The sequence below is a fragment of the Mycolicibacterium smegmatis genome, from assembly GCF_001457595.1.
Taxonomy (GTDB): Bacteria; Actinomycetota; Actinomycetes; order Mycobacteriales; family Mycobacteriaceae; genus Mycobacterium; species Mycobacterium smegmatis.
In genome coordinates, this window is record NZ_LN831039.1 from 3384701 (window position 1) to 3407052 (window position 22352).

The window sequence follows — 22352 nt, forward strand, 5'->3', positions numbered from 1 at the left end:
GACGGCATGACCGAACCCCAACGTGCAGTCATCGCCCGGGTGACGGCAGATCTCACGGCCGTTTCGGCGTACCTGAACCGGATGGCCGGTGATCTGGCCACTCTGGACCGGCTGGTGGCCCAGCAGTCCGCGGCGCCGCGTCCCGAAGCCGTCGCACCGCAGTGGTCCCCGCAGGCGCCTCAGCAGCCGCCCCGGCAGTGGACCCCGCAACCGGTTGCGCCGGTCGCCCCGGTGGCCGTGCCTGCTCGGCAACCGGACACCCCGCCCAAGCCGCGCTCGGAAGGGTGGATCGGCAAGGTACTGGCGGTGGCCGGTGTCGCAGTGACGCTCGTCGGCGTGGTGTCGCTGCTGGTGCTGGCCGCACAGGCCGGCATCCTGCGCCCCGAGGTGCGAGTGGCGGCAGGGGCGGCCCTGGCCGTGGCGCTGGTGGCCGTCGCGATGTGGCTCGACCGCCGTCCCGGTGGCCGGGTCGGGGCGGTCGCACTCGCGGCGACCGGTGTGGCCGCGGCGTACATGGACGTGATCGCGGTGACGGCCATCTACGAATGGGTCCCGGCCCCGGTGGGTTTGGCGCTGGCCGGGGTCGTCGGGGCCTGCGGCCTGATGCTGGCGCGGTGGTGGGGCTCCGAGCAACTCGGGTTGCTGGTGTTCGTGCCGCTGATCGCGTTGGCGCCGGTGATCACCGACGGCGTGACGCTGCTGCTGATCGGTTTCATGCTGGCGCTGTCGGCGGCGTCGCTTCCGGTGCAGTTCGGCCGGGACTGGTTCTGGCTGCACGCCGCGCGCACGGCCGCGGTGACGATCCCGCTGCTCGTCGCACTGGTCTCGGCCGCGATCGGCGGGCGCGAGGATCTCCGGCTGGCCCTGGTGTGTGCACTGGCGGCGGTGCCTGCGCTCGCGGGTGGTGTGACGGTGTCGCGCTTCAGCACCAGGCCGGTGGCGACCACGGTGGTCTCGGCGCTGGGAACGGTTCCGCTGCTGTGTGTTTCGGCCACCGCGGACCGCGTGCCTGCCGTCCTGCTGATCGGCGGGCTGGCGGCCGCGGCGCTGGCCGTCGCGGCCATCGGGGACCGGCTGCCGGGCATCGGGGCGCCGGTGCGCCGGGTGTGGGCCGCAACCTCGGCGGCGGCCGCTCTGATCGCCGTGCTCGTGGCGTTCGACGGCACGGTGGCCGCGCCGGTGCTGCTGGCGATGTCGATCGCGATCGCGGTGGGCGGGCAGCGCCATCCGGTCGGGCGTTGCGCCGCAATCGGTTTCGCGTTGATCGGCGCGATGTTCTACCTCGACCACGCGGCGCCGGCCATGCTCGTCGAGGCGACACCGCTCGACGGCCCGACTGTCGCCTCGGTCGTGATCGGCAGTGTGATGCTGATCGGTGCCGCGGCCGCGAACGGCTGGACATGGTCGCGGGCGGTGTCCGATACCGAGGTTGTGCGCCTGGTGTGGGTCGCGGTATCAGCGGTGATCGGATACGCGGCGACCGCGCTGACCGTCACGGTCGGGGTGGCGCTGGGCGGGGCGGAGGTGGGCTTTTTGGCCGGGCATATGGCCGCAACGCTCAGTTGGATCGTGGCCGCGGCCCTGGCGTTCGGATACGCCGCACGACGTCCGGGCGCATCGCGGTCGGTGCTGATCGGCGGGGGACTGGTGCTGGTGGCCGCGGCGACGGGCAAGCTGTTCCTGTTCGACCTCGGCACGCTGGACGGCATGTACCGGGTCGTGCTGTTCATCGTGGGCGGGCTGGTGCTGCTGGGAATGGGCGCGGGTTATGCACGGTTTCTGGCCCAGCAGTCCGACGGCCGGTCGGATGCGCAACCGGGAACGGATCACGAGGCCCACTCGACGTGACGTGGCAGGGCTCACAAAGAGCAAATTTGGAATGATTCCAGAAAAGGAAGCGTTGGACTGGTCATGAGCGTACGTAGGACTGAATCAGATATCCAAGGTTTCCATGCCACACCGGAGTTCGGCGGCAACCTCCAGAAGGTTCTCGTCGACCTGATCGAGCTGTCCCTGCAGGGCAAACAGGCCCATTGGAACGTGGTGGGCAGCAACTTCCGTGACCTGCACCTGCAGCTCGACGAGTTGGTCGACTTCGCGCGCGAGGGCAGCGACACGATCGCCGAACGGATGCGCGCGCTGGACGCCGTTCCCGACGGCCGTTCCGACACCGTGGCGGCCACCACGACGCTGCCGGAATTCCCCGCGTTCGAGCGCAGCACAGCCGATGTCGTCGACCTCATCACCACCCGTATCAACGCCACGGTCGACACCATCCGGCGCGTCCACGACGCGGTGGACGCCGAGGATCCCAGCACGGCCGATCTGCTGCACGGGCTGATCGACGGGCTGGAGAAGCAGGCGTGGCTGATCCGCTCGGAGAACCGGAAGGTCTAACCGCCGGCCGGGTTGCCGACGGACTCCGAGCGCGCGTCGCCGGTCCGAAGCGGCGCGCGCTCGCCGTCGCGGCGGCCGACCAGGTACCACGTCCTCATCACACCTTTGCCCTTGACCTCCACCTCGCCCCGCTCCTCGAGCACGAACGCGTGGCGCAAACGGAGGCACATGTCGTCGGGCACCTGGATGCGCCCTTCGACATCGGTGCTCTCCATACGCGAGGCGACATTGACCGCGTCACCCCACACGTCGTAGAAGAACCGGCGCGCACCGACCACCCCGGCCACCACCGGTCCGGCGGCCAGGCCGATCCGCAGTGGTACGCGCCTGCCTTCGGGATCGGTGAGATCGGCGACGGCCGCGGCCATGTCGAGCGCGAGTGCCGCGAGCGCCTCGGCGTGGTCGGTGCGGGGCTCGGGGATGCCGCCGACCACCATGTACGAATCGCCGCTGGTCTTGACCTTCTCCAGGCAGTGCTGCTCGACGAGCGCATCGAGATCGGTGTAGAGCGTGTCGAGGAACCGCACCAGATCACACGGCGCGGTCTCGCTGGCGCGTTTGGTGTAGCCGGCGATGTCGGCGAACAGGATCGAGGCGTCGTCGTATCGGTCGGCGATGATGGTGCGCGCCGGGTCTTTGAGCCGTGTCGCGATCGTGGCGGGAAGAATGTTCGCGAGCAACTTCTCCGAGCGCTGGTACTCGGCCTCCATCGCGTCCTCGGCGCGCGCGATCTCGCGTAGCGCCGACCACACGGTCGCGACCACCATCACCGCGGCCGACACCGTGGAGATCACGAATCCGACGCTCAAGGTCCAGTGCGGGCCCAGACCCCGGTCGTCGGGCGCGAGGAACTCCAGCGCGATGGTGGCGGCGATGCCGACCGCGACGAGCGACGCGGCCAGCACGATCCGCTCGACACCGAGGACGAGGACGACGAGCGACGCCGAGACCAGGAAGTAGAACTGGAGTCCGGAGTCGGTGCCGATCTCGTAACACATGAGCGTCACCGACACGTAGGCGATGACGATGAACGTCAACGGCGCGAGGAGTTCACCGAACCTGTGCAGCAGCGGGACCGCCATGAACAGGCCCGCGAAGACCAGGTTGAGGAAACCGAGCCGCCAGAGTTCCGCGCCGACCGCGAGTTGGAAGATCCCGAAGAGCGTCGTGACGGCCGCCGCGATCCACGTCGCGACGGCGAGCACGCGTTGTCTGCCGGCAACCCTGTCGGCGTAGTGCCGCGTGCGGGCGGGCACGCGGTTGTCGAGCGCCAGTTCGGGCATGCAGACCGAGCGCGGACCGTCGCTGAGGACCACAGTCGAAGCCTATGCCCGCGCTGTGTGCCCCGGTCGTCGATTTCGCAGCATCGTCGATGGCGCGACGTTCGCCCGGCTTTGCGGCTTCGCTGTGCCAGCAAACCTCGCCGAGCTGATCATGTGGCACAATGGAGGCTTCAAGTGAGCGTGGCGGGTTGGCGCCACCGAGATCCCGGGGGCATTTTGAGCGACGAGCGATCGTGGATGCGCACGACGGCGATCAGTTGTGCAATCGCCTGTAGCGCAATGGTTGTCGGCCCCGGCATGGCAGGCACAGCGGTCGCATCCGCTGATCTGTTCGGGGTCGGTGGAATCCTCGACATCTTCGACCACCACAAGGATCAGAAGAAAAAGAAGCACTCCGAGCGCGGCGCAAACGTCCGCGGCCAGCAGAACGGCGGCAGCGCCTCGCAGGCCGGCGACCGCGGCAGTCGGCGCGCGCCGGGTTTCGGGCCCGGCCCTCGGCATGCCGGCCCGGATCGCAGTGGCCGGCCCGGTGCCCATCGCGCCCCCGATCGCCCGGGGCCTGCAGGCAACCGGCAGGGGCAGCCCTCGTCAGCGGACGACCGCGACGACCAGCAGACCGGGACGGCCCGTCGTTCCGCACAATCTGTCGACGTGCCCGAGTCAGCGATCACGGGTGCGCGCATCACACCACCCGCGGTCGTGGCGGGCGGCGGCGGCAACGGCGTCAGCCGGGTGCCCACCGGCGGAACCACCGGGCGCGCACCCGATCTCGCCCCGGTGCCGACCGCGCCGAGCAACCGCAGCATCGTGATCCGGGCCCAGCCGCCGGTCGCCTCCGCGCCATCGGTTCCCGCTGCGCCGGTCGCACCGGTGCCGGTCGCGGTGCCTCCGGTGCCGCCCGTCCCGGTGGTCGTCGCGCCTCCCGGCGCGCCGGCCGGTGGAGGCGGGGCACCCGCCTCACCGGCCACGCCGAGCGTTCCTGCCCTCACCCCGCCGGCCGTGACGGCACCGGCACCTGCGGGCCCGCCACCGAACGCGGTACCGGCGTCGTTCCGGGTCGGTTACGCGGACTACCTGCGCACGGCGAACAACATGGATCTGCTCTTCGCGGTGCTGCCAGGGATGGCCGGGCTAGTGCTGCTCACCGCGGCAGGCGGCGCGATCGGGGTCCGTCACGCGCGTGCCGCGCAGGCGGTGCCCGCACCGCAGATCGCGCGCTTCATGGCGTGAGCCCCGTGCTGATCTGAGGCGACGCGCCCGATCTCACATCGAGATTGCACTGAGGGACAGATCCCGAGCGGGATCTGTCCCTCAGTGCAATCTGGAGTTCTCCCGCGCAGGCCGCGACCGCGCCGAGCACATCGAAAAGACTGCGCAAAATGCGCGTGATCAGGTGTTTCTGGTGCCCTCGGTGAGATTCGAACTCACACTGTACGGGTTTTGAATCCGTTTCCTCTGCCAGTTGGGATACGAGGGCGTGCGGCCGTTTCCGTCCTGCGGGATACCACCATAGATGATGCCCTGCAGTCGCTGATCATCGGCTGTCACGACACAATGTTGGCATGACCGGGTCAACGACTGACGCTGACAGACCGCGCCGCGTACTCATCGCCGAGGACGAAGCACTCATCCGACTCGATCTCGCCGAGATGTTGCGCGAGGAGGGGTATGAGGTTGTCGGTGAGGCCGGAGACGGCCAGGAGGCCGTCGAGATGGCCGAGAGCCTGCGGCCGGATCTCGTGATCATGGACGTCAAGATGCCGCGGCGCGACGGCATCGACGCGGCCTCGGAGATCGCCTCCAAGCGCATCGCGCCCATCGTGATCCTGACGGCCTTCAGCCAGCGCGAGTTGGTGGAGCGTGCCCGCGACGCAGGCGCCATGGCCTACCTGGTGAAGCCGTTCAACATCAACGACCTGGTGCCTGCCATCGAGGTCGCGGTCAGCCGCTTCGCAGAGCTGAGTGCACTGGAGACCGAGGTCGCGACGCTGTCGGAGCGACTGGAGACCCGCAAGCTCGTCGAACGTGCCAAAGGTTTGCTACAGGCCAAGTACAAGATGACCGAGCCCGAGGCGTTCAAGTGGATCCAGCGGGCCGCGATGGACCGGCGCACGACGATGAAGCGGGTGGCCGAGGTGGTGCTCGAGACGTTGGACGACACCAAGCAGGCCCCGGCGCCTGAGCAGTGAGCGCCCGTCGCCTCGGTTAATTATTCGTTTCAGGGCTCACGCACACGCGGTGTTCTCGAGGTTTTCACCGGCATTTATACGGAACAGCGAACGACGCGCCGGAAACGCATCGTTCAACATCGCGCACGCAGGGCGGTGGTTGGCTATGTTCTACCCGGAGCGTCGGCGGCATCCCGGAAACCGGGTCTCGCCAACGGCGTCGCTGACAACTTTGACCCGGAGGTGAAGCGTGCGCGGTCGCGTGGCACGAAAGGCATTTGCTCTCGGTAGTGCGGGAGTGGTGGCGCTGGCAATTGCCGGCTGTAATCAGTCGACGCCCGAAGAGGAAGCAGCCCAGACCGACCTGAAGATCGTCGAGAAGGTGCAGATCGACGAGAACGGTGCCGAGGTGACGGGCGCGGGCGATGTGACCCCCGCCGATCCCGCAGGTGACGGAAACGCCGTGTGCCCGCCGGTGATGATCGCGATGATGGGCGCCCTCAACGGCCCCGACGCCGCGCTCGGCATCAACATCAAGAACGGCGTGCAGATGGCGATCGACAAGCACAACGCCGCCAACGCCCAGTGCCAGGTTCAGCTGAAAGCGTTTGACACCGAAGGTGATCCGCAGAAGGCCACCGGTGTCGCACCGCAGATCGTCGACGAGCCGTTCATCATCGGCGTGGTCGGCCCCGCGTTCTCGGGCGAGACCAAGGCCACCGGTGACGTGTTCAACCAGGCCGGTCTGGTGGCGACCACCGCATCGGCCACCAACGTCCAGCTGAGCGAGAACGGCTGGCGCACGTTCTTCCGCGGCCTGGCGAACGACGGCGTGCAGGGTCCGTCGGTGGCCAACTACATGAAGAACACCCTGGAGAACAAGAAGGTCTGCGTCGTCGACGACAGCACCGACTACGGTCTGGGGCTCGCCGAGGCCGTGCGCACGACGCTCGGACCGGTCGCCGACGCCTCGTGCAACATCTCGGTGAAGAAGGGCGACAAGGACTTCTCGGCCGCCGTCACCCAAATCAAGGGCGCCGCACCGGATTCGGTGTTCTACAGCGGGTACTACTCGGAGGCCGCGCCGTTCGTGCAGCAGCTCAAGGACGGCGGCGTGGAGGCGACGTTCATCAGTGCAGACGGCACGAAGGATCCCGAGTTCGTCAAGCAGGCCGGCGAGTCCTCCAAGGGTGCGCTGCTGTCGTGCCCGTGCGGCCCGGCCACCGCCGAGTTCGCCGAGGAGTACACGCAGAAGTTCGGTCAGGAACCCGGCACCTACAGCACCGAGGGCTACGACCTGGGCACGATCCTGCTGAAGGGCATCGACTCCGGCGCCATCACCCGCGCCGACCTGCTCAACTACGTCCGCAACTACGAGGGCCAGGGCGTGGCCCGTAAGTACCAGTGGACCGACAACGGCGAGCTGACCACCACCCTGATCTGGATGTACGACGTCCAGTAAATCGTCTGCCGAAACGCGTCCGGGGCCGCTCCCCGGGCGCGTTTCGCTACCCACCACTCATCAGGGAGCCGCCACCGGATGATCCACCAGTGCGTCGACCAGTACATCTGTCTGGCCGACAACATCAATTTCAACCTCGACGGGCTGCGTAACGGCTTCTGGCAGTTGACCATCGACGGCCTGTCATGGGGCGCGATCTACGCGCTCGTGGCGGTCGGCTACACGCTGGTGTTCGGCGTGCTGCGGCTGATCAACTTCGCGCACTCCGAGATCTTCATGCTCGGCATGTTCGGTGCGTACTTCTGCCTCGACGTGATCCTCGGGTTCACCCCGAGCGGCAACGCCTACAACAAGGGCATCGGGCTGACGGTCCTGTATCTGGGCATCGCGATGCTGTTCGCGATGCTGGTCTCGGGATCGGCGGCGATCGGGCTGGAGTTCATCGCCTACCGTCCACTGCGAAAACGCAACGCGCGGGCGCTGACCTTCCTCATCACCGCGATCGGCATGTCGTTCGTGCTGCAGGAATTCGTGCACTTCGTGCTGCCCAAGCTGATGAAGGGCTACGGCGGCAGCAACGCGCAGCAGCCGATCACGCTGGTGCAGCCCAAGGCCCAGTTCACGGTGTTCGGTGCGACGGTGTCCAACGTGACGCTCGTGATCGTCGTGTCGGCGCTCATCCTCGCGCTGCTGACCGACATCGCGCTCAACCGCACCAAGTTCGGGCGCGGGATCCGCGCCGTGGCACAGGATCCCACCACCGCGACGCTGATGGGTGTGTCGCGCGAGCGGATCATCATGACGACGTTCCTCATCGGCGGCCTGCTGGCCGGCGCCGCGGCACTGCTCTACACCCTGAAGGTGCCGCAGGGCATCATCTACTCGGGCGGCTTCCTGCTCGGCATCAAGGCGTTCTCGGCGGCGGTGCTCGGCGGCATCGGCAACCTGCGTGGCGCACTGCTGGGCGGTCTGCTGCTCGGCATCATGGAGAACTACGGGCAGGCGGTGTTCGGCACCCAGTGGCGTGACGTGGTCGCGTTCGTCCTGCTCGTTCTGGTCCTGTTGTTCCGGCCGACCGGAATACTCGGTGAGAGCCTCGGGAAGGCGCGAGTATGAGTGATCAGCACACACAGCAGAATCCGGGGGAGAACACCAGCTCGTTGGCCAGAACCCTGCTGGCGCCCGGCGACATCATCCGCGAGCAGTGGTCGACGTTGCCGCGCGTGGCCAAGTGGGCCGTCGGCGTCATCGGTTTCGGGCTGCTGGCCCTGCTGCCGTTGTTCACCCCGGGCTTCCTGAACACGCCAGGCATCAGCTTCGGCGGCACCATGGCGCAGTTCGCGATGGTCGCGATCATCGCGATCGGACTCAACGTCGTGGTCGGCCAGGCCGGTCTGCTCGACCTGGGCTATGTCGGTTTCTACGCCGTCGGCGCCTACACCGTCGCACTGCTCACCAGCCCGTCGAGCCCGTGGAACATCGTCGGTGTCGACAAGTTCCTCAGCAGCGACTGGGCCTGGTTGGCATGTGTCCCACTGGCAATGGCGATCACCGCGATCGCAGGCCTGATCCTCGGCACCCCGACGTTGCGGTTGCGCGGCGACTACCTCGCGATCGTCACGCTGGGCTTCGGCGAGATCATCCGGCTCATGGCGGACAACCTGTCCGACATCACCAACGGTGCACGCGGCCTGAACCAGGTGGCGTATCCGCGACTGGGCGAGAGCGAGAAGCTGCCGAACGGGGTGTTCTCCAGCGGCAATTCGACCGGCCTCGCCAACTACGGCACGTGGTGGTTCTGGCTGGGGGTTGCGCTGATCGTCGGGATCCTGCTGCTGGTCGGCAATCTCGAGCGCAGCCGTGTCGGACGTGCGTGGATCGCGATCCGCGAGGACGAGGACGCCGCCGAGGTGATGGGCGTCAACGCCTTCAAGTTCAAGCTGTGGGCGTTCACCATCGGCGCTGCCATCGGCGGACTGTCCGGCGCGCTGTACGCGGGCCAGGTGCAGTACGTGGCCCCGCAGACGTTCAACATCATCAACTCGATGCTGTTCCTGTGTGCGGTGGTGCTCGGCGGCCAGGGCAACAAGCTCGGTGTGATCTTCGGTGCGTTCGTCATCGTCTACCTGCCCAACCGCCTGCTCGGGGTCGAGTTCCTCGGCATCAACCTCGGCGACCTGAAGTACCTGTTCTTCGGACTCGCCCTGGTGGTACTGATGATCTTCCGGCCGCAGGGCCTGTTCCCCGCGCGTCAGCATCTGCTGACGTACGGCAAGGCGGCGCGGGACCTGCTGCGGGCCACCCCGGTGAAGGAGCACACGTCATGACCGAGCCTCCCCAGGTGGCAGAGGAAGTCATCGAGGATCTGGCCGGCGTCCACCGGGAGATCAACGCGGCCGAGGGTGAGATCCTTCTGCAGACGCACGATCTGACCGTCAAGTTCGGCGGGCTCGTGGCGCTCGACTCGGTGAACTTCAACATCCGTCGCGGCGAGATCCTCGGTCTCATCGGACCCAACGGTGCGGGCAAGACCACGTGCTTCAACGCGATCACGGGTGTCTACCGCCCGAGTTCGGGCTCGGTGACGTTCGACGGTGCGCCGCTGGGCCGGATCAAACGGCACCAGATCACGCGTCGTGGCATCGCGCGCACCTTCCAGAACATCCGGCTGTTCGGCGAGATGACGGCACTGGAGAACGTCATGGTCGGCACCGACGCCCGGCACCGCACCTCGGTGCCGGGGGCGCTGATCCGCTCACCGCGGCATTTCCGCGAGGAGCGCTCGGCGGTCGAGAGATCGGCTGCATTGCTCCACTTTGTGGGCATCGCGCACCGGGGCGAGGAGAAGGCCAAGAACCTTTCGTACGGCGATCAGCGTCGCCTGGAGATCGCGCGAGCGCTGGCGACCGAACCCAAGCTGCTGTGTCTCGACGAACCCGCGGCCGGGTTCAACCCGAGCGAGAAGGCCGCGCTGATCGATCTGATCCGCAAGATCCGCGACGACGGATACACCGTGCTGCTGATCGAGCACGACATGCGTCTGGTCATGGGTGTCACCGACCGCATCGTGGTTCTGGAGTTCGGCCGCAAGATCGCCGACGGCCTGCCCTCGCAGATCCGGGAGGATCCGAAGGTGATCGCCGCATACCTGGGGGTACCCGATGACGAAATCCGGTGAGACGACGCGCAAGGTGCTCCTCGAGGTGCGCGATGCGGTCGTGCACTACGGCAGAATCCGTGCGCTGCACGGCGTTTCGCTCGTGGTCCACGAGGGTGAACTGGTCACGCTGTTGGGGTCCAACGGTGCAGGCAAGACCACGATGATGCGTGCGATCTCGGGCCTGCGTCCGCTGACATCAGGTTCGGTGTGGTTCGACGGGCAGGACATCTCCCGTATGAAGGCACACCGGCGGGTCACCGAGGGCCTCATCCAGGCTCCGGAGGGCCGCGGCGTGTTCCCGGGCATGACCGTCGTGGAGAACCTGGAGATGGGTTGCTACGGACGGAAATTCCCGTCGCGCCAGGAGCACGCCGAACGCCTGGACTGGGTGTTCGAGACGTTCCCGCGGCTGGCCGAGCGACGCAGCCAGGTCGGCGGCACGCTCTCCGGCGGTGAGCAGCAGATGCTCGCGATCGGCCGCGCGCTCATGGCCCGCCCGAAGATCCTGCTGCTCGACGAGCCGTCGATGGGCCTGGCGCCCATGGTGATCTCCCAGATCTTCCGGATCATCGCCGACATCAACTCGCAGGGCACCACGGTGCTGCTGGTCGAGCAGAACGCCCAGCAGGCCCTCAGCCGCTCCGACCGCGCCTACATCCTCGAGACCGGCAACATCACCCGCACCGGCGTGGCGCGGGAGTTGCTGCAGGACGACAGCATTCGCGCGGCCTACCTCGGCGTGGCCTGAAACTGGCCTACTCGGCACCGCGAGAAGCGCTGACTCGGCACCGCGAACGTGCGCGTCTGCGCCCCGACACGCCGCGCAAAATGCAGCAAAAGCGCACGCTCACGGCATGCTGAAGTGGTGATGGTCGGAAAATCCGTCGTGCTGTTCGTGCTCGCCGCGGTGCTCGAGATCGGCGGCGCCTGGCTCGTGTGGCAGGGACTCCGTGAGCAGCGCGGCTGGCTGTGGGCGGGCGCGGGCGTGATCGCGCTGGGCGCATACGGTTTCGTCGCGGCGTTCCAACCCGACGCCAACTTCGGCCGCGTGCTGGCCGCCTACGGAGGGGTGTTCATCGCCGGATCCCTGCTGTGGGGCATGATCGCCGACGGTTTCCGGCCCGACCGCTGGGACGTCGCAGGCGCCGCGGTGGCCCTGGTGGGCGTCGGGCTCATCATGTACGCCCCGCGCTGACCCGTCAGGTCAAATGGGCGCTGTCGTCGTCGAGGTCGTCGCGGCGCAGTCCCATCGGAGTGTCCACCGGTATGTCGCCCGCCGCCACCACGAGCCGCGTAATGGGCGTGAGTGTCGCGAACAACGTCTCCACCTCGGTGTCGGTGAGCGCTTCGAGTGCGGTCAACGCCAGCGTGTCGGTGCGGTCCTCGACGTGCTTCTTGATGGCCCGGCCGGCTTCGGTCAGTTCTCCCGCGCCGTCGAGCCAACCCCGTCGCCGGAGCGCGTCGACGTGGAGGTTCCACTGTTCGTCGTCGTAGTCGCGGCTGCGTTTGATCATCTCGGCGGGCACCCGGCCCGCGGCGGCGTGCAGCACATTGCACTCGCGGCCACTGATCCCTTCGGCGGCGAGCACGGCGACGTGCGCGTCACCGCGCTGTTCCCGCAGCAGGGTGACGGCGTGCCACAACATCGCGACGGGTTCGTCAGGCCAGTCGAGCGCGCGGTTCGCCGCGAACAGGGGCCGCGCGTCGAGGGGTGCATTCCTGGCGGCCGCTGCGGCGAGATCGGCGGCCGTGCGCGTGGCGGGGGAGTCGGTGACTCCCGCTCGGCGCAGCGCCGCCACCGCGGCTTCCGAACGCACTGCCAACACGGTCGACGGGGCGGCGAGATCCCACACCGCGGGCAGTGTTTTCGCGACGCGCTCCGGGGTGAAGTTGTAGAACACCGCGGCGACGACCTCGGGGGCCACCCGGCCCAGCGGCGCGGAGCGCGCGGCGAAATATCCCTGCCAGAAACCGCGGAAGCCGAGGCCCTCGAGCGCGGAGCGGCTTTCACCGGAGAAATAGGTGACGGCGTGTACCGGCTCGAGACGGTCGAAGAAGCGACGCGCGAGCGATGGCGAGCGACCCACGCGATCAGTTAACCAAAGCTCGATCACCATCGGCAGGGCGGGGGCCGGCACACAGAACCGGGCCCTCGACTCCGAACGGAGTTGAGGGCCCGGCTCTTTGGTCGTTCTTCCTGGCTCAGCCGTGCAGCACCTGCGTGCCACCTGCGAGTTCGTCGTGCTTACCCTGCTTGGTGGAGCTGCCCGCGATGGTGACCGCGATGATGATGATCGCGATCACGCCCAGCAGACCACCGACGAACGGCACGATCGGCAGCAGCGTCCACGAGTTGCGGATCGCTGATTCCTTCGCGGTCGGTTTGGGCGTTGCCGCGCCGCGCACCGACAGGCCAAGGATCTTCTTGCCCGGCGTCCATCCCTGTGACACCTCGAACGCGACGAAGTAGATGAACGTCAGCAGACCGGTGAACAGACCGGTCACCCAGATGCTCGACAGCGAATCGGTGAAGAACGCGAGCAGATAAGAGACGATGCCGACGAAGATCCCGTCGATGAAGCGCGCAAAGAAGCGTCGTCCCAAACCACCCGGCGCCGCTGCGCCGCCGTGCGGCGGATAGCCGGCGGGTTGCCCGTACTGTCCCGGTTGCGGCTGATAATCAGTCATACGACCAAACTACCGGCGACGCGCCTGCTTGAGTTGCTTTCGCGTGCGATTCGCCAGGACATTGCCGTGCGCACGTGCGGTTTCGGCGAGTTCCGGGGCGGCCTCACGCGCGGTCTCGGCCAGTTCTGCGCCGCGCCCTCGTGCCACGTCGGCAAACTCCAGTCCGCGTTTCTGTGCCACGTCGGCAAACTCCAGGCCGCGCTCCCGCGCCACGTCGGCGAGCACCGCGCCCCGCTCGGCAAGGTGCGCGCTGCGTTCACGGGCGGCCTCGGCGAGTTCGGGGGCGTGTTCTCGGGCCGCGTGAGCCAGTTCCGCAGCACGCTCGCGGGCGATCTCGGCGAGTTCGCGTCCACGCTCGGCGCCCACGGACAGGCCGTGTCCGAGCTTTTCGGCCACTGCGCTGTCGGCGATCGACTCGCTCGCTGCGGCGCCGGCAGGCAATGCGGCCGCCACCGATGCGGTCACCTTGTGTGCCGCGCGGCGACCACGCCAGGCCAGCGACGGCTTGCCCTCGGTGTCCGCGGCGGCGATGATCAGGCCGCCGATGAGGCTCAGATCGGTGAGGAACTCGCGGCGCTCCTGTGCGGACCGCTGGGGATCGGACTCCTTCCAGAAGCTGTGGGAGCCAAGGCTGCCCGGGACGACGCTGAGCGCCAGTGCGGCCGCGGTCAGGCGCGGCATCTTGCCGGACGCCAACAACAGGCCGCCGACGACCTGGACCGCGCCGTTGATCTTGGCGACGGTCTCGGCGTCGGACGGCACCTTGGATCCGACGGGATCGGGCAGTGAACTCATCATGCCCAACGTGGGTCGGGCCGCGTCGGCGGCCGGTTTGGGGTTCCGCAGGGCGTCCACTCCGCGGGCGATGAAGGTCGCCGACAACATCGGTCGCGCAATTCTTCTGATCAACATGCGGTATGGAGTTCCCCATCGATCGTGGGGCAAACCTGACATCCCGAAGGGCGCGTCAACCGGTCGTGGTCGAGACAGCAACGGACCCCTCCATCAGTGGCGATGCCGAGCCGGCCGCAGCCGTGCTGATCACCTCGACCTTTCCGGCACCGGGCGAGAGCACCGCCCCGAACTCGGCGAACTCGTATGAGGCGTCGCATTCAGAATCCGCCACCAGCACGCGTTGCTGAGCACGCGCGGAAACGGTGCATTGGAGTAGCTTCGCAGGCGTGACTCTCGTGGCAGGCATCGACTCCTCTACCCAGTCCTGCAAGATCGTCGTCTGCGACGCGGACAGCGGTTCCGTGGTGCGCACGGCGTCCTCGCCGCATCCCGGTGGCACCGAGGTGGATCCGGGCCACTGGTGGGACGCGCTGCAACGCACCATCACGGCCGTCGGCGGCCTCGACGATGTCGAGGCGGTCTCGGTCGGGGCGCAGCAGCACGGCATGGTCTGCCTGAACTCGTCCGGCCAGGTCGTGCGAGATGCCCTGTTGTGGAACGACACACGCTCGGCGTCGAGCGCAGACGACCTGGTGTCCGAGCTCGGCGGACCCGACGAATGGGCGAAGACCGTCGGGGTGGTGCCGGTTGCCGCCATCACCGCGACCAAGCTGCGGTGGCTGGCCGACAACGAACCCGAGAACGCCGACGCGACCGCCGCGGTGTGCCTTCCGCACGACTGGCTCGGTTGGCGGCTGACCGGTTCGAACGATCTGGCCGATCTGCGCACCGACCGCAGCGACGCCAGCGGCACCGGATACTTCTCGGCCGAGACCGACTCCTATCGCACCGACCTGCTCGAACTCGCGATGCGCGGCAGGACCCCTGCGCTGCCGACCGTGCTCGGCCCGCGCGACGTCGCAGGCCGGCTGCCCTCGGGCGCGATCCTCGGTCCGGGCGCAGGCGACAACGCCGCCGCCGCGCTGGGGCTCGGCGCCGGTCCCGGCGACTGCATCGTGTCGCTGGGCACCTCGGGCGTGGTCAGCGCGGTCGGCGACGCGGCACCCCACGACCCGGAGGGCATCGTCGCGGGCTTTGCCGACGCGAGCGGCCGCCAGCTGCCGCTCGTGTGCACGCTCAACGGTGCACCGGTGCTGGCCGCGACCGCCGCGATGCTGCAGGTGGACTTCGACGAGTTCGACCGGCTGGCGCTCTCGGCCCCGCGGGGTGCAGACGGGCTGACGCTCGTGCCGTATCTGGAGGGGGGGAACGGTCACCCAACCTGCCTCGCGCTCGCGGCGCGCTGCACGGCGTCACGACGCGAAACTTCAGCCCTGCCAACGTCGCCCGCGCCGGGGTCGAGGGCCTGCTGGCGTCGATGGCGTTCTGCATCGACAAGATCGTCAGCTACGGCGTCGACATCGAACGCATCATCCTGGTCGGCGGCGGCGCCCGTTCCGAGGCCGTGCGGCGCATCGCCCCCGCGATCTGGGGCAGGCCCGTCGACGTCCCCCCACCGGGCGAGTACGTCGCGCTGGGCGCGGCCCGGCAAGCGGCATGGGCTCTGGGGCAACAGGATTCGCCACCGGCCTGGCAGGTCGGATCGACCACCACCTACACCGCCGAGCACGCACCACAGGTCCTCGAACAGTATCTCGCCGCGCAGCCGCTGACGCTGGGGCAGTGAGATACGCCGGGCGAACCCGGCCGCGAATCTCGTTCGACGGCAACAGCAGTGGCTGGTCGACCACGTCGCCGATGACCAGGCATAAAATCGCGGCGGGCCTAACGGTTGGCGTTTGCGTCACCACGGCCTAGCGTGTGCCGCGACACCGAGACCGTCCCACCCGAGAGGAATGCGAGCATGTCCCTGCACACCGCGGTGAGCCTGCCAGGCAGCGCACCGCACCCCGATGTGATCACGGACCTGCTCGGGCGGATCAGCGCCGATCACCGCCGCCGCCTCGACGACGGCGGGCACGAGCCCCCGTCGCTCGGCGTGGAGCTGGTCAAGGCACACCGCGTGGGCGCGGCGCCCCTGGACCGCGACCTCGGCGGTTGGGGTTTGTCGACCGAGGAGTTCTTCGACCTGGTCATGGCGCTGGGCGAGGCCGACCCGGATCTTGCGCACATCCTGCGCGTGCATTTCTCGGTGGTCGAGGAACTGCAGCGGGCACCTCGCAGGCCCAACGCCGAGCGCTGGATCGCCGTGGTCGCCGACGGTGGGCTCATCGGTGGCGTCACCTCCGAGCAGAGCACCAACCAGGTGGGCGGCCAGACCTACGACACGCGCCTGATCCGCACCGACGACGGACGACTGATCCTGCGCGGGCGCAAGTACTACAGCACGGGCGCACAGTATTCCGACCACCTGCGGGTCAGCGCCCAGGGTGACGACGGTGCGCCCGTCGGCGCGATCATCCCCGCCGACCGTGTGGGCGTGGTCCACACCGACGACTGGGACGGTATCGGCCAGCGCCACACCGGCAGCGGAACCACTGTGCTCGACGACGTCGTCGTCCACGACGACGAACTGTTCCCGCTGGGCACCAAGGTGGGTGTCGACCGACCCCGCGGCGCGCTCCTACAGCTGTATCTGCACGCGATCGCCGCGGGCATCCTGCGCAGCCTGCGCACGGACGCCGTCGCGCTGGTGCGCGGCAGGCAGCGCAGCTACACCTTCGCCACCGAGGCCTCGCCGACCGCCGATCCGCAGCTGCTGCAGGTGGTCGGCGAGATCGATGCGGTGGCGTACGCAGCGTCGGCCGTGGTGCGCAGCGCTGCACGCGAACTCGGGGTCGCGCTGCAGGCAGCGAGGGCCGGCGGTTTCGACCACGAGCTCGAACATCGGGCCTCGGTCGCGGCCGCGCGGGTCAAGGTCGCGATCGAGGAACCCGCGCTGCGTGCCGCGGGCCGCATCTTCGACGTGGGCGGGGCGTCGGCCATCCGGGCGTCGGCGAACCTGGACCGGCACTGGCGCAACCTGCGCACACTGTTCTCGCACAACCCGACCGTCTACAAGGCACGCGTCCTCGGGGACGTCGCCGTCAACCACGCACCCCTCCCGGACAGCAGCTTCTTCTGATCCACGCGTGACGGCCCACGCCGACCGTGAACAATGGTCGGCGTGGACACCCGCCGCCTGCGCCTGTTGCTGGCCCTGTCGCGGCTGGGTTCGATGCGTGCGGTCGCCGATGCGTTCTCGTTGACCACCTCGACGGTGTCGCAGCAGCTCGCGGCGCTCGCCAAGGAGACCGACACACAGCTCATCGAGCCCGACGGACGCCGCGTCCGTCTCACGCCCGCAGGCCGGCGGCTCGCCGACCACGCGGTGACCATCCTGGCCGCGGTCGACGCGGCGAGGCTCGACCTGGATCCCGACGCCGAACCCGCGGGGACGCTGCGCGTGGGCGGTTTCGCGACGGGTCTGCGGGTGTCGCTGCTGCCGATCCTGCGCGAGCTCGGCCGGACGCATCCCAGCGTCGAGGTCGAGATCAGTGAGTACGAGCCCTTGGAGGCGTTCGAACTGCTGGTCGACGACGACCTCGACCTCGCGCTCACCTATGAGTACGACCTCGCGCCCGCGTCACCGGACCCGGTGCTCGAGGCGTTCCCGCTGTGGTCGACGCCGTGGGGGCTGGGCGTCCCGAGCAGCGAGGTCACCGCCGGCACCGCGACGGCCGACATCAGGAACTACGCCGACCGGTGGTGGATCGTCAACTCCCGCAACACGGCCGACGAGGACGCGGTGCGCACGCTGGCCTCGCTCGCGGGCTTCCGCCCGCGCATCGCGCATCAGATCGACAGCCTCGACCTGCTGGAGGACCTGATCCTCGAGGGCTTCGGGGTGGGTCTGTTGCCCATCACGCGGGCGGTCCGCGACGGTGTCACGGTCATGCCGATGTCGGATCCGAAGGTGGTTCTGACGGCGTTCGCCGTCGTCCGCCGCGGGCGGTCCACGTGGCCACCGCTGCGGCTGGTTCTGGACCGTCTGCGCCCGCCCGACGGGCGCCCGGTGCCGTTGATGTCGTGGCCGCGGCCCACGGTGCACGGGTCCGGGTGAGGTGATCTTGACCGGTCCCCGCTGCGGCGGGACGGTGCACGTGTGCGACGATGCGCCGATGACCGAGGTTGTCGCCCATTTCACGCAGTCCGACGCCGACAGATTCCAACCGACGCGGTTTGCGCAGAGCCATTGGGGCGAAGACCACCTCAACGGTCCGGCACTGGTCGGCCTTGCCGCGCACGCCCTGGAGAACGCCTTCGGCCTGCCCGAGTTCCTGCCCTCCCGGTTGACCGTTGACCTGTTCCGGGCGGCGCGCGGTGTCGAGACCACGACCAAGGTCGCGCTGGTGCGCGACGGCCGCCGGGTGCGCAACTCCGAGTGCGAACTGATCCAGAACGGCGTGACCGTTGCCAGGGCCACGCTGGTGCAGTACCGCCGCTCTGAGGCGCCGCGCGGTGACGAATGGCGGCCGGCGCCGGAGTTCGAACCCCCTGCCGATGTCGACACCCCGGCCGACCGCACGACGTACATGGGCAGTGACGAGGGTGGCTGGAGCCGGGCGATCGCCGATCACCAGAACGCGTCGCGCAAGCGTTTCATCAACCGCACCATCACGGTCGTGGAGGGACAGGTGAACTCGCCGTTCGTCCGCACCGCGATGGCGGCCGAGGGCACGAGCCTGGTGACCAATCTCGGTACCCACGGCGTGGGGTACATCAACGGTGATCTGACCGTGGCCCTGTCTCGGCTGCCGCGCGACGAATGGATCGGCGTGCAGGCCGATTCCCACTGGACCTCCGACGGGATCGCGGTGGGCTCGGCGACGCTGTTCGACAGGGTGGGTGCGTTCGGCACGGGTCTGGTCACCGCGGTCAGCAATCCGGCCGCCCAGATCGACTTCGCCAACGATCCCTTTCCCGACCGCACCGCACCACGCTGAGCACCCCGCGTCGTAGGGTTGTCGGCGTGGACTTGCTGCTCGGAATCGACATGGGCACCGGTAGCACCAAGGGCGTACTCGTCGACGCGTCGGGGTCGGTGATCGCCACCGAGACCGTTTCGCACTCCATGGACCTCCCGCGCCCCGGCTGGGCCGAGGTCGACGCCGAGAAGCTGTGGTGGGCCGAGGTGTGCCAGATCGCCTCGAAGTTGATGGCGCAGATGCCCAGCGGCGGCGTGCTCGCCGGGATGTGCGTCAGCGGGGTCGGCCCGTGCCTCGTGCTGTGCGACGACGACCTGCGCCCGCTGCGGCCCGCCATCCTGTACGGCATCGACACGCGCGCGTCCGAGGAGATCGAGGCCCTCACCGCCGAGTTCGGCGCCGAGGCGATCCTGGACCGCGCAGGCACGGTGCTGTCCAGCCAGGCCGTGGGCCCGAAACTGGAGTGGGTGCGCCGTCACGAGCCCGAGGTGTTCGAACGCGCCACCGGGTGGTACGGCTCCAATTCCTATATCGCCGCCAAGCTCACCGGCGAGTACGTGATGGACCACCACACCGCCAGCCAGTGCGATCCGCTGTACGCGACCCGCCGGTTCGAGTGGAACAAGCCTTGGGCACAACGGATTTGCGGGCACCTGCCACTGCCCAGGCTGGTCTGGCCCGCCGATGTGGTGGGCACCGTGACACCGGAGGCCGCCGCAGCCACAGGTGTCCCCGCGGGCACCCCGGTGTCGGCGGGCACCGTCGACGCGTACTCCGAGGCGTTCTCGGTCGGTGTGCGACGGCCGGGCGATCAGATGCTCATGTACGGCTCGACCATGTTCCTCGTGCAGGTCATCGACGCCTACCACAGCGATCCGGTGCTGTGGACCACCGCGGGCATCGAGCACGACACGCTGGCGCTCGCGGCGGGCACCTCGACGGCGGGCAGCCTGATCAACTGGCTGCAGTCGGTGACCGGCGGCGCCTCGTTCGACGAACTCATGGCCGAGGCCGCCGATGTGCCGCCGGGCAGCGAAGGGCTGCTGGTGCTGCCGTACCTGGCGGGGGAGCGCACCCCGGTGTTCGACCCGCAGGCCCGGGGCGTGGTGGCCGGGCTGACGCTGCGACACGGCCGCGGTCATCTGTTCCGCGCTGCGTACGAAGGGATCTCGTTCGGCATCCGCCAGATCCTGGAACGGTTCGACGACGCGCACACCGCGAGCCGGACGGTCGCCGTCGGCGGCGGGTTGCGCAGCCCGATCTGGGCGCAGACCGTCAGCGACGTGACCGGACGCCCCCAGCTGGTGCCGGAACAGGCGATCGGTGCGAGTTACGGTGACGCGCTGCTCGCGGCGATCGGGGTCGGGCTGGTGCCTGCCGACACGGACTGGGCGAAGATCGCCGCCGAGATCAAGCCGGATCCGCGCAACCACGCCCTCTACGAGGATCTGTACGCGACGTGGCAGGAGCTCTACCCGGCCACCCGCGATCAGGTGCACCGGCTGGCCGGTCAGCCCATCGTGTAGCCGCCGTCGACGGGGATGTCGACGCCGTTGATCATGCTGGCCGCGTCGGAGGCGAGCCACACCACCGCGTCGGAAACCTCATGAGGAACCGCGAAGCGGCCCAACGGGATCCGTGCGATCATCGGCGCCGACTTGGCCTCGTCGCCCCACACCCGCTGACCCATCTCGGTCAGCACCACCGTCGGGCACACCGAGTTGGCGCGGATGCCGTGGGGACCGAGCTCGCGGGCAAGCACCTTGGTCGCCATCACCAGGCCGGCCTTGGACGTGCAGTACGCGTAGTGGTCGGGCAGAGGTGCCAGCGCGGCGGCCGAGGCCACCGTGATGATCGCCCCGCCCTCGCCTGCCGCCACCATGGCTTTGCCCACCGCCGAGGCCAGCAGTGCCGGGGCGCGCAGGTTGACCGCGATGGTGGCGTCGAACAGCTGGGGATCGGTGTCGACGACGGGCTGTGGATGCGAGATCCCGGCGTTGTTCACCAGCACGTCCAGACCACCGAACGCCTCGGCGGCGCGCCGGGCCAACTCGGCGGGTGCGTCGGGTTCGGCGAGATCGATCGCGACGGTGTGCACGTCGGTGCCGAACTGTTCGCCGAGAGCCCTTCGGGCGGCGTCGAGTTCGCTCACGTCGCGGCCGCTGAGCACAAGCCGTGCGCCCGCAGCGGCGAACGCGCGGGCGATGTCGGCGCCGATGCCCTTGGTGGCACCGGTGATCAGGGCGCGTTTGCCGTCGAGGCGCAGAACGCCGGCGTAGCGGTCGTCGGTGGTGGTCACTGAGACTCCGTGTGTTCGAGGATGGCGGCCGCGGTGGCCGGGTCGGTCACGAGCTGGTTGAAATATCCGCCGCGCGCACCCGCCACGATCGACTCGACCTTGTCCTTGCCGATCGCGACCGCGATGGTCACCGGGATATGGCGCAGCGCTTCGAGTTCCACCGCGATCAGGCGGTCGCTGCCGTCGAACCCGACGGGGTCGCCGTCGCGGTCGAAGAAGCGGGAGCACACGTCGCCCACCGCCGACCGCAGCGAACTCGACCCGGTCGGGACGAACCTGGGGATGTCGGAGCGCAGCAGCGGCGGTGCGCCGACGCCCATCAGGGCGCAGCGGGCCTTGGGCCACAGATGCAGCACGCGCTGGATGCTCGGGTCGTTGATCAGCGACGGGTACAGGTCCGGGCCCGGAAGTGCCGGTGCGAACAGGTAATTGGGCCTGCCGTTGATCCGGTTGGAGACCAGGCGCGTGATCTCGTTGGTCTGGTACCACTCCTCGGGTTGGTCGTTGCCGCCGACCGTGGGCGCGACCTGTACACCGGGCAGGTCGACGAGTTCGTATTGCGCGACCTCGTAGACGGTGCGGCCCGAGGACACCAGCAGGACGTCGCCGGGCAGCAGACCCGCGGCGGCCAGTGCCCGCGCGACGGCGGGCGCGAGGGCGGCGCCCATGACGTCGACGGCGGTACGGCCCGGACCCGGATTCGGCAGCGGGTGGCTGAGGAACACCGTGTTGAGTGACAGGGCGCGGGTTAGCTGGTCGGCGATGTCACCGGAGCCCAGCTGATCGGGCGGGACCACCTCGATGCGCACGATGCCGCGCCGCTTCGCTTCCGCCAGAATCCGGCTCACGGTCGCGCGGCTGGTGCCGAGCTGCGCGGCGACCTCGGCCTGGGTCGCGTCCTCGGTGTAGTAGAGCTTTGCGGCGGTGTACAGCAGCGAGGCGGGGAAATGGCCGGATTCGGCGTCGGAGGTCGGGCCGTCGGCGTTTGTCGGTGGCGATGGCTGGGCGGACCGGGGCACGAGTGAAGTATGACACTGAACATCCGTTCGTCGTCAAGGTTCAATGAACAGATG

Annotated in this window: 21 protein-coding genes, 1 tRNA gene and 1 pseudogene; 15 read left to right on the top strand and 8 right to left on the bottom strand. The window is 68.7% G+C overall.

The annotated features are described in order from the left end of the window. Positions 1-6: 6 nt before the first annotated feature. Together AT701_RS16235 and AT701_RS16240 are read left to right on the top strand one after the other, a co-directional pair. The gene (locus tag AT701_RS16235; RefSeq protein ID WP_058126203.1) at positions 7-1848 is read left to right on the top strand and encodes a DUF2339 domain-containing protein; all 1842 of its coding nucleotides are present in this window, start codon (positions 7-9) and stop codon (positions 1846-1848) included. Positions 1849-1911: 63 nt separating this feature from the next. Beyond that, the gene (locus tag AT701_RS16240) at positions 1912-2397 is read left to right on the top strand and encodes a Dps family protein (protein WP_058126204.1); all 486 of its coding nucleotides are present in this window, start codon (positions 1912-1914) and stop codon (positions 2395-2397) included. On the opposite strand, the gene AT701_RS16245 is transcribed toward AT701_RS16240, so the two are convergent. Then, a complete protein-coding gene (locus tag AT701_RS16245; RefSeq protein ID WP_058127639.1) occupies positions 2394-3680 on the bottom strand; it encodes an adenylate/guanylate cyclase domain-containing protein in 1287 nt (428 codons plus the stop codon). The genes AT701_RS16240 and AT701_RS16245 overlap by 4 nt on opposite strands. Positions 3681-3959: 279 nt before the next feature. Here AT701_RS16245 and AT701_RS16250 point away from each other — a divergent pair, with 279 nt between their 5' ends. Continuing rightward, complete coding sequence (locus AT701_RS16250) at positions 3960-4910, top strand: hypothetical protein (RefSeq protein ID WP_058126205.1); 951 nt, start codon at positions 3960-3962, stop codon at positions 4908-4910. Between the two features lie 170 nt (positions 4911-5080). On the opposite strand, the gene AT701_RS16255 is transcribed toward AT701_RS16250, so the two are convergent. Beyond that, positions 5081-5157, bottom strand: a tRNA-Leu gene (locus AT701_RS16255). Between the two features lie 85 nt (positions 5158-5242). Here AT701_RS16255 and AT701_RS16260 point away from each other — a divergent pair. From AT701_RS16260 to AT701_RS16290, 7 genes are all read left to right on the top strand, one after another. Then, a complete protein-coding gene (locus AT701_RS16260; RefSeq protein ID WP_058126206.1) occupies positions 5243-5869 on the top strand; it encodes a two-component system response regulator PdtaR in 627 nt (208 codons plus the stop codon). 229 nt (positions 5870-6098) lie between these two features. After that, the gene (locus AT701_RS16265) at positions 6099-7310 is read left to right on the top strand and encodes a branched-chain amino acid ABC transporter substrate-binding protein (RefSeq protein ID WP_014877617.1); all 1212 of its coding nucleotides are present in this window, start codon (positions 6099-6101) and stop codon (positions 7308-7310) included. Positions 7311-7388: 78 nt separating this feature from the next. Beyond that, positions 7389-8426, top strand: a complete 1038-nt coding sequence (locus tag AT701_RS16270) for a branched-chain amino acid ABC transporter permease (RefSeq protein ID WP_011728922.1) — start codon at positions 7389-7391, stop codon at positions 8424-8426. Further along, positions 8423-9637 (top strand): branched-chain amino acid ABC transporter permease, encoded by a 1215-nt coding sequence (locus tag AT701_RS16275; protein ID WP_058126207.1) that lies wholly within the window; start codon positions 8423-8425, stop codon positions 9635-9637. The genes AT701_RS16270 and AT701_RS16275 overlap by 4 nt, the downstream gene beginning before the upstream one ends. Further along, positions 9634-10488, top strand: coding sequence for an ABC transporter ATP-binding protein (locus AT701_RS16280; protein WP_058126208.1), 855 nt, complete (start codon positions 9634-9636; stop codon positions 10486-10488). The genes AT701_RS16275 and AT701_RS16280 overlap by 4 nt, the downstream gene beginning before the upstream one ends. After that, a complete protein-coding gene (locus tag AT701_RS16285; protein ID WP_011728924.1) occupies positions 10472-11218 on the top strand; it encodes an ABC transporter ATP-binding protein in 747 nt (248 codons plus the stop codon). Before AT701_RS16280 ends, AT701_RS16285 begins: the two co-directional genes overlap by 17 nt. A gap of 120 nt (positions 11219-11338) precedes the next feature. Then, positions 11339-11665, top strand: coding sequence for a YnfA family protein (locus tag AT701_RS16290; RefSeq protein ID WP_011728925.1), 327 nt, complete (start codon positions 11339-11341; stop codon positions 11663-11665). Between the two features lie 4 nt (positions 11666-11669). On the opposite strand, the gene AT701_RS16295 is transcribed toward AT701_RS16290, so the two are convergent. The 4 genes from AT701_RS16295 to AT701_RS35065 form a co-directional block, all read right to left on the bottom strand. Continuing rightward, positions 11670-12557 carry an SCO6745 family protein gene (locus AT701_RS16295; protein ID WP_011728926.1) on the bottom strand — a complete coding sequence of 296 codons (888 nt, stop codon included), beginning with the start codon at positions 12555-12557 and terminating at the stop codon, positions 11670-11672. Between the two features lie 115 nt (positions 12558-12672). Continuing rightward, positions 12673-13158, bottom strand: a complete 486-nt coding sequence (locus AT701_RS16300; protein ID WP_011728927.1) for an RDD family protein — start codon at positions 13156-13158, stop codon at positions 12673-12675. Positions 13159-13167: 9 nt separating this feature from the next. Then, positions 13168-14043, bottom strand: a complete 876-nt coding sequence (locus tag AT701_RS16305; RefSeq protein WP_011728928.1) for a DoxX family protein — start codon at positions 14041-14043, stop codon at positions 13168-13170. Positions 14044-14125: 82 nt separating this feature from the next. Next, entirely contained in the window at positions 14126-14284 is a 159-nt protein-coding gene (locus AT701_RS35065) for a hypothetical protein (RefSeq protein ID WP_162139539.1), read from the bottom strand. A 55-nt stretch (positions 14285-14339) separates the two neighbouring features. Between AT701_RS35065 and xylB the strand changes: the two are divergent. From xylB to AT701_RS16330, 5 genes and pseudogenes are all read left to right on the top strand, one after another. Then, positions 14340-15739: pseudogene (xylB, locus tag AT701_RS16310) on the top strand (xylulokinase). Between the two features lie 177 nt (positions 15740-15916). Next, positions 15917-17137 (top strand): acyl-CoA dehydrogenase family protein, encoded by a 1221-nt coding sequence (locus AT701_RS16315; protein ID WP_011728932.1) that lies wholly within the window; start codon positions 15917-15919, stop codon positions 17135-17137. Between the two features lie 42 nt (positions 17138-17179). Further along, entirely contained in the window at positions 17180-18115 is a 936-nt protein-coding gene (locus AT701_RS16320) for a LysR family transcriptional regulator (protein WP_011728933.1), read from the top strand. A 58-nt stretch (positions 18116-18173) separates the two neighbouring features. Then, positions 18174-18998 (top strand): acyl-CoA thioesterase domain-containing protein, encoded by an 825-nt coding sequence (locus tag AT701_RS16325; protein WP_029104317.1) that lies wholly within the window; start codon positions 18174-18176, stop codon positions 18996-18998. 26 nt (positions 18999-19024) lie between these two features. Beyond that, positions 19025-20506 carry an FGGY-family carbohydrate kinase gene (locus AT701_RS16330; RefSeq protein ID WP_014877623.1) on the top strand — a complete coding sequence of 494 codons (1482 nt, stop codon included), beginning with the start codon at positions 19025-19027 and terminating at the stop codon, positions 20504-20506. Here AT701_RS16330 and AT701_RS16335 read toward each other — a convergent pair. Both AT701_RS16335 and AT701_RS16340 read right to left on the bottom strand, forming a co-directional pair. Continuing rightward, positions 20491-21279 carry an SDR family NAD(P)-dependent oxidoreductase gene (locus AT701_RS16335; protein ID WP_011728936.1) on the bottom strand — a complete coding sequence of 263 codons (789 nt, stop codon included), beginning with the start codon at positions 21277-21279 and terminating at the stop codon, positions 20491-20493. The two genes, AT701_RS16330 and AT701_RS16335, sit on opposite strands and share 16 nt — an antisense overlap. Continuing rightward, complete coding sequence (locus AT701_RS16340; RefSeq protein ID WP_011728937.1) at positions 21276-22298, bottom strand: sugar-binding transcriptional regulator; 1023 nt, start codon at positions 22296-22298, stop codon at positions 21276-21278. Before AT701_RS16340 ends, AT701_RS16335 begins: the two co-directional genes overlap by 4 nt. Positions 22299-22352 lie beyond the last annotated feature (54 nt).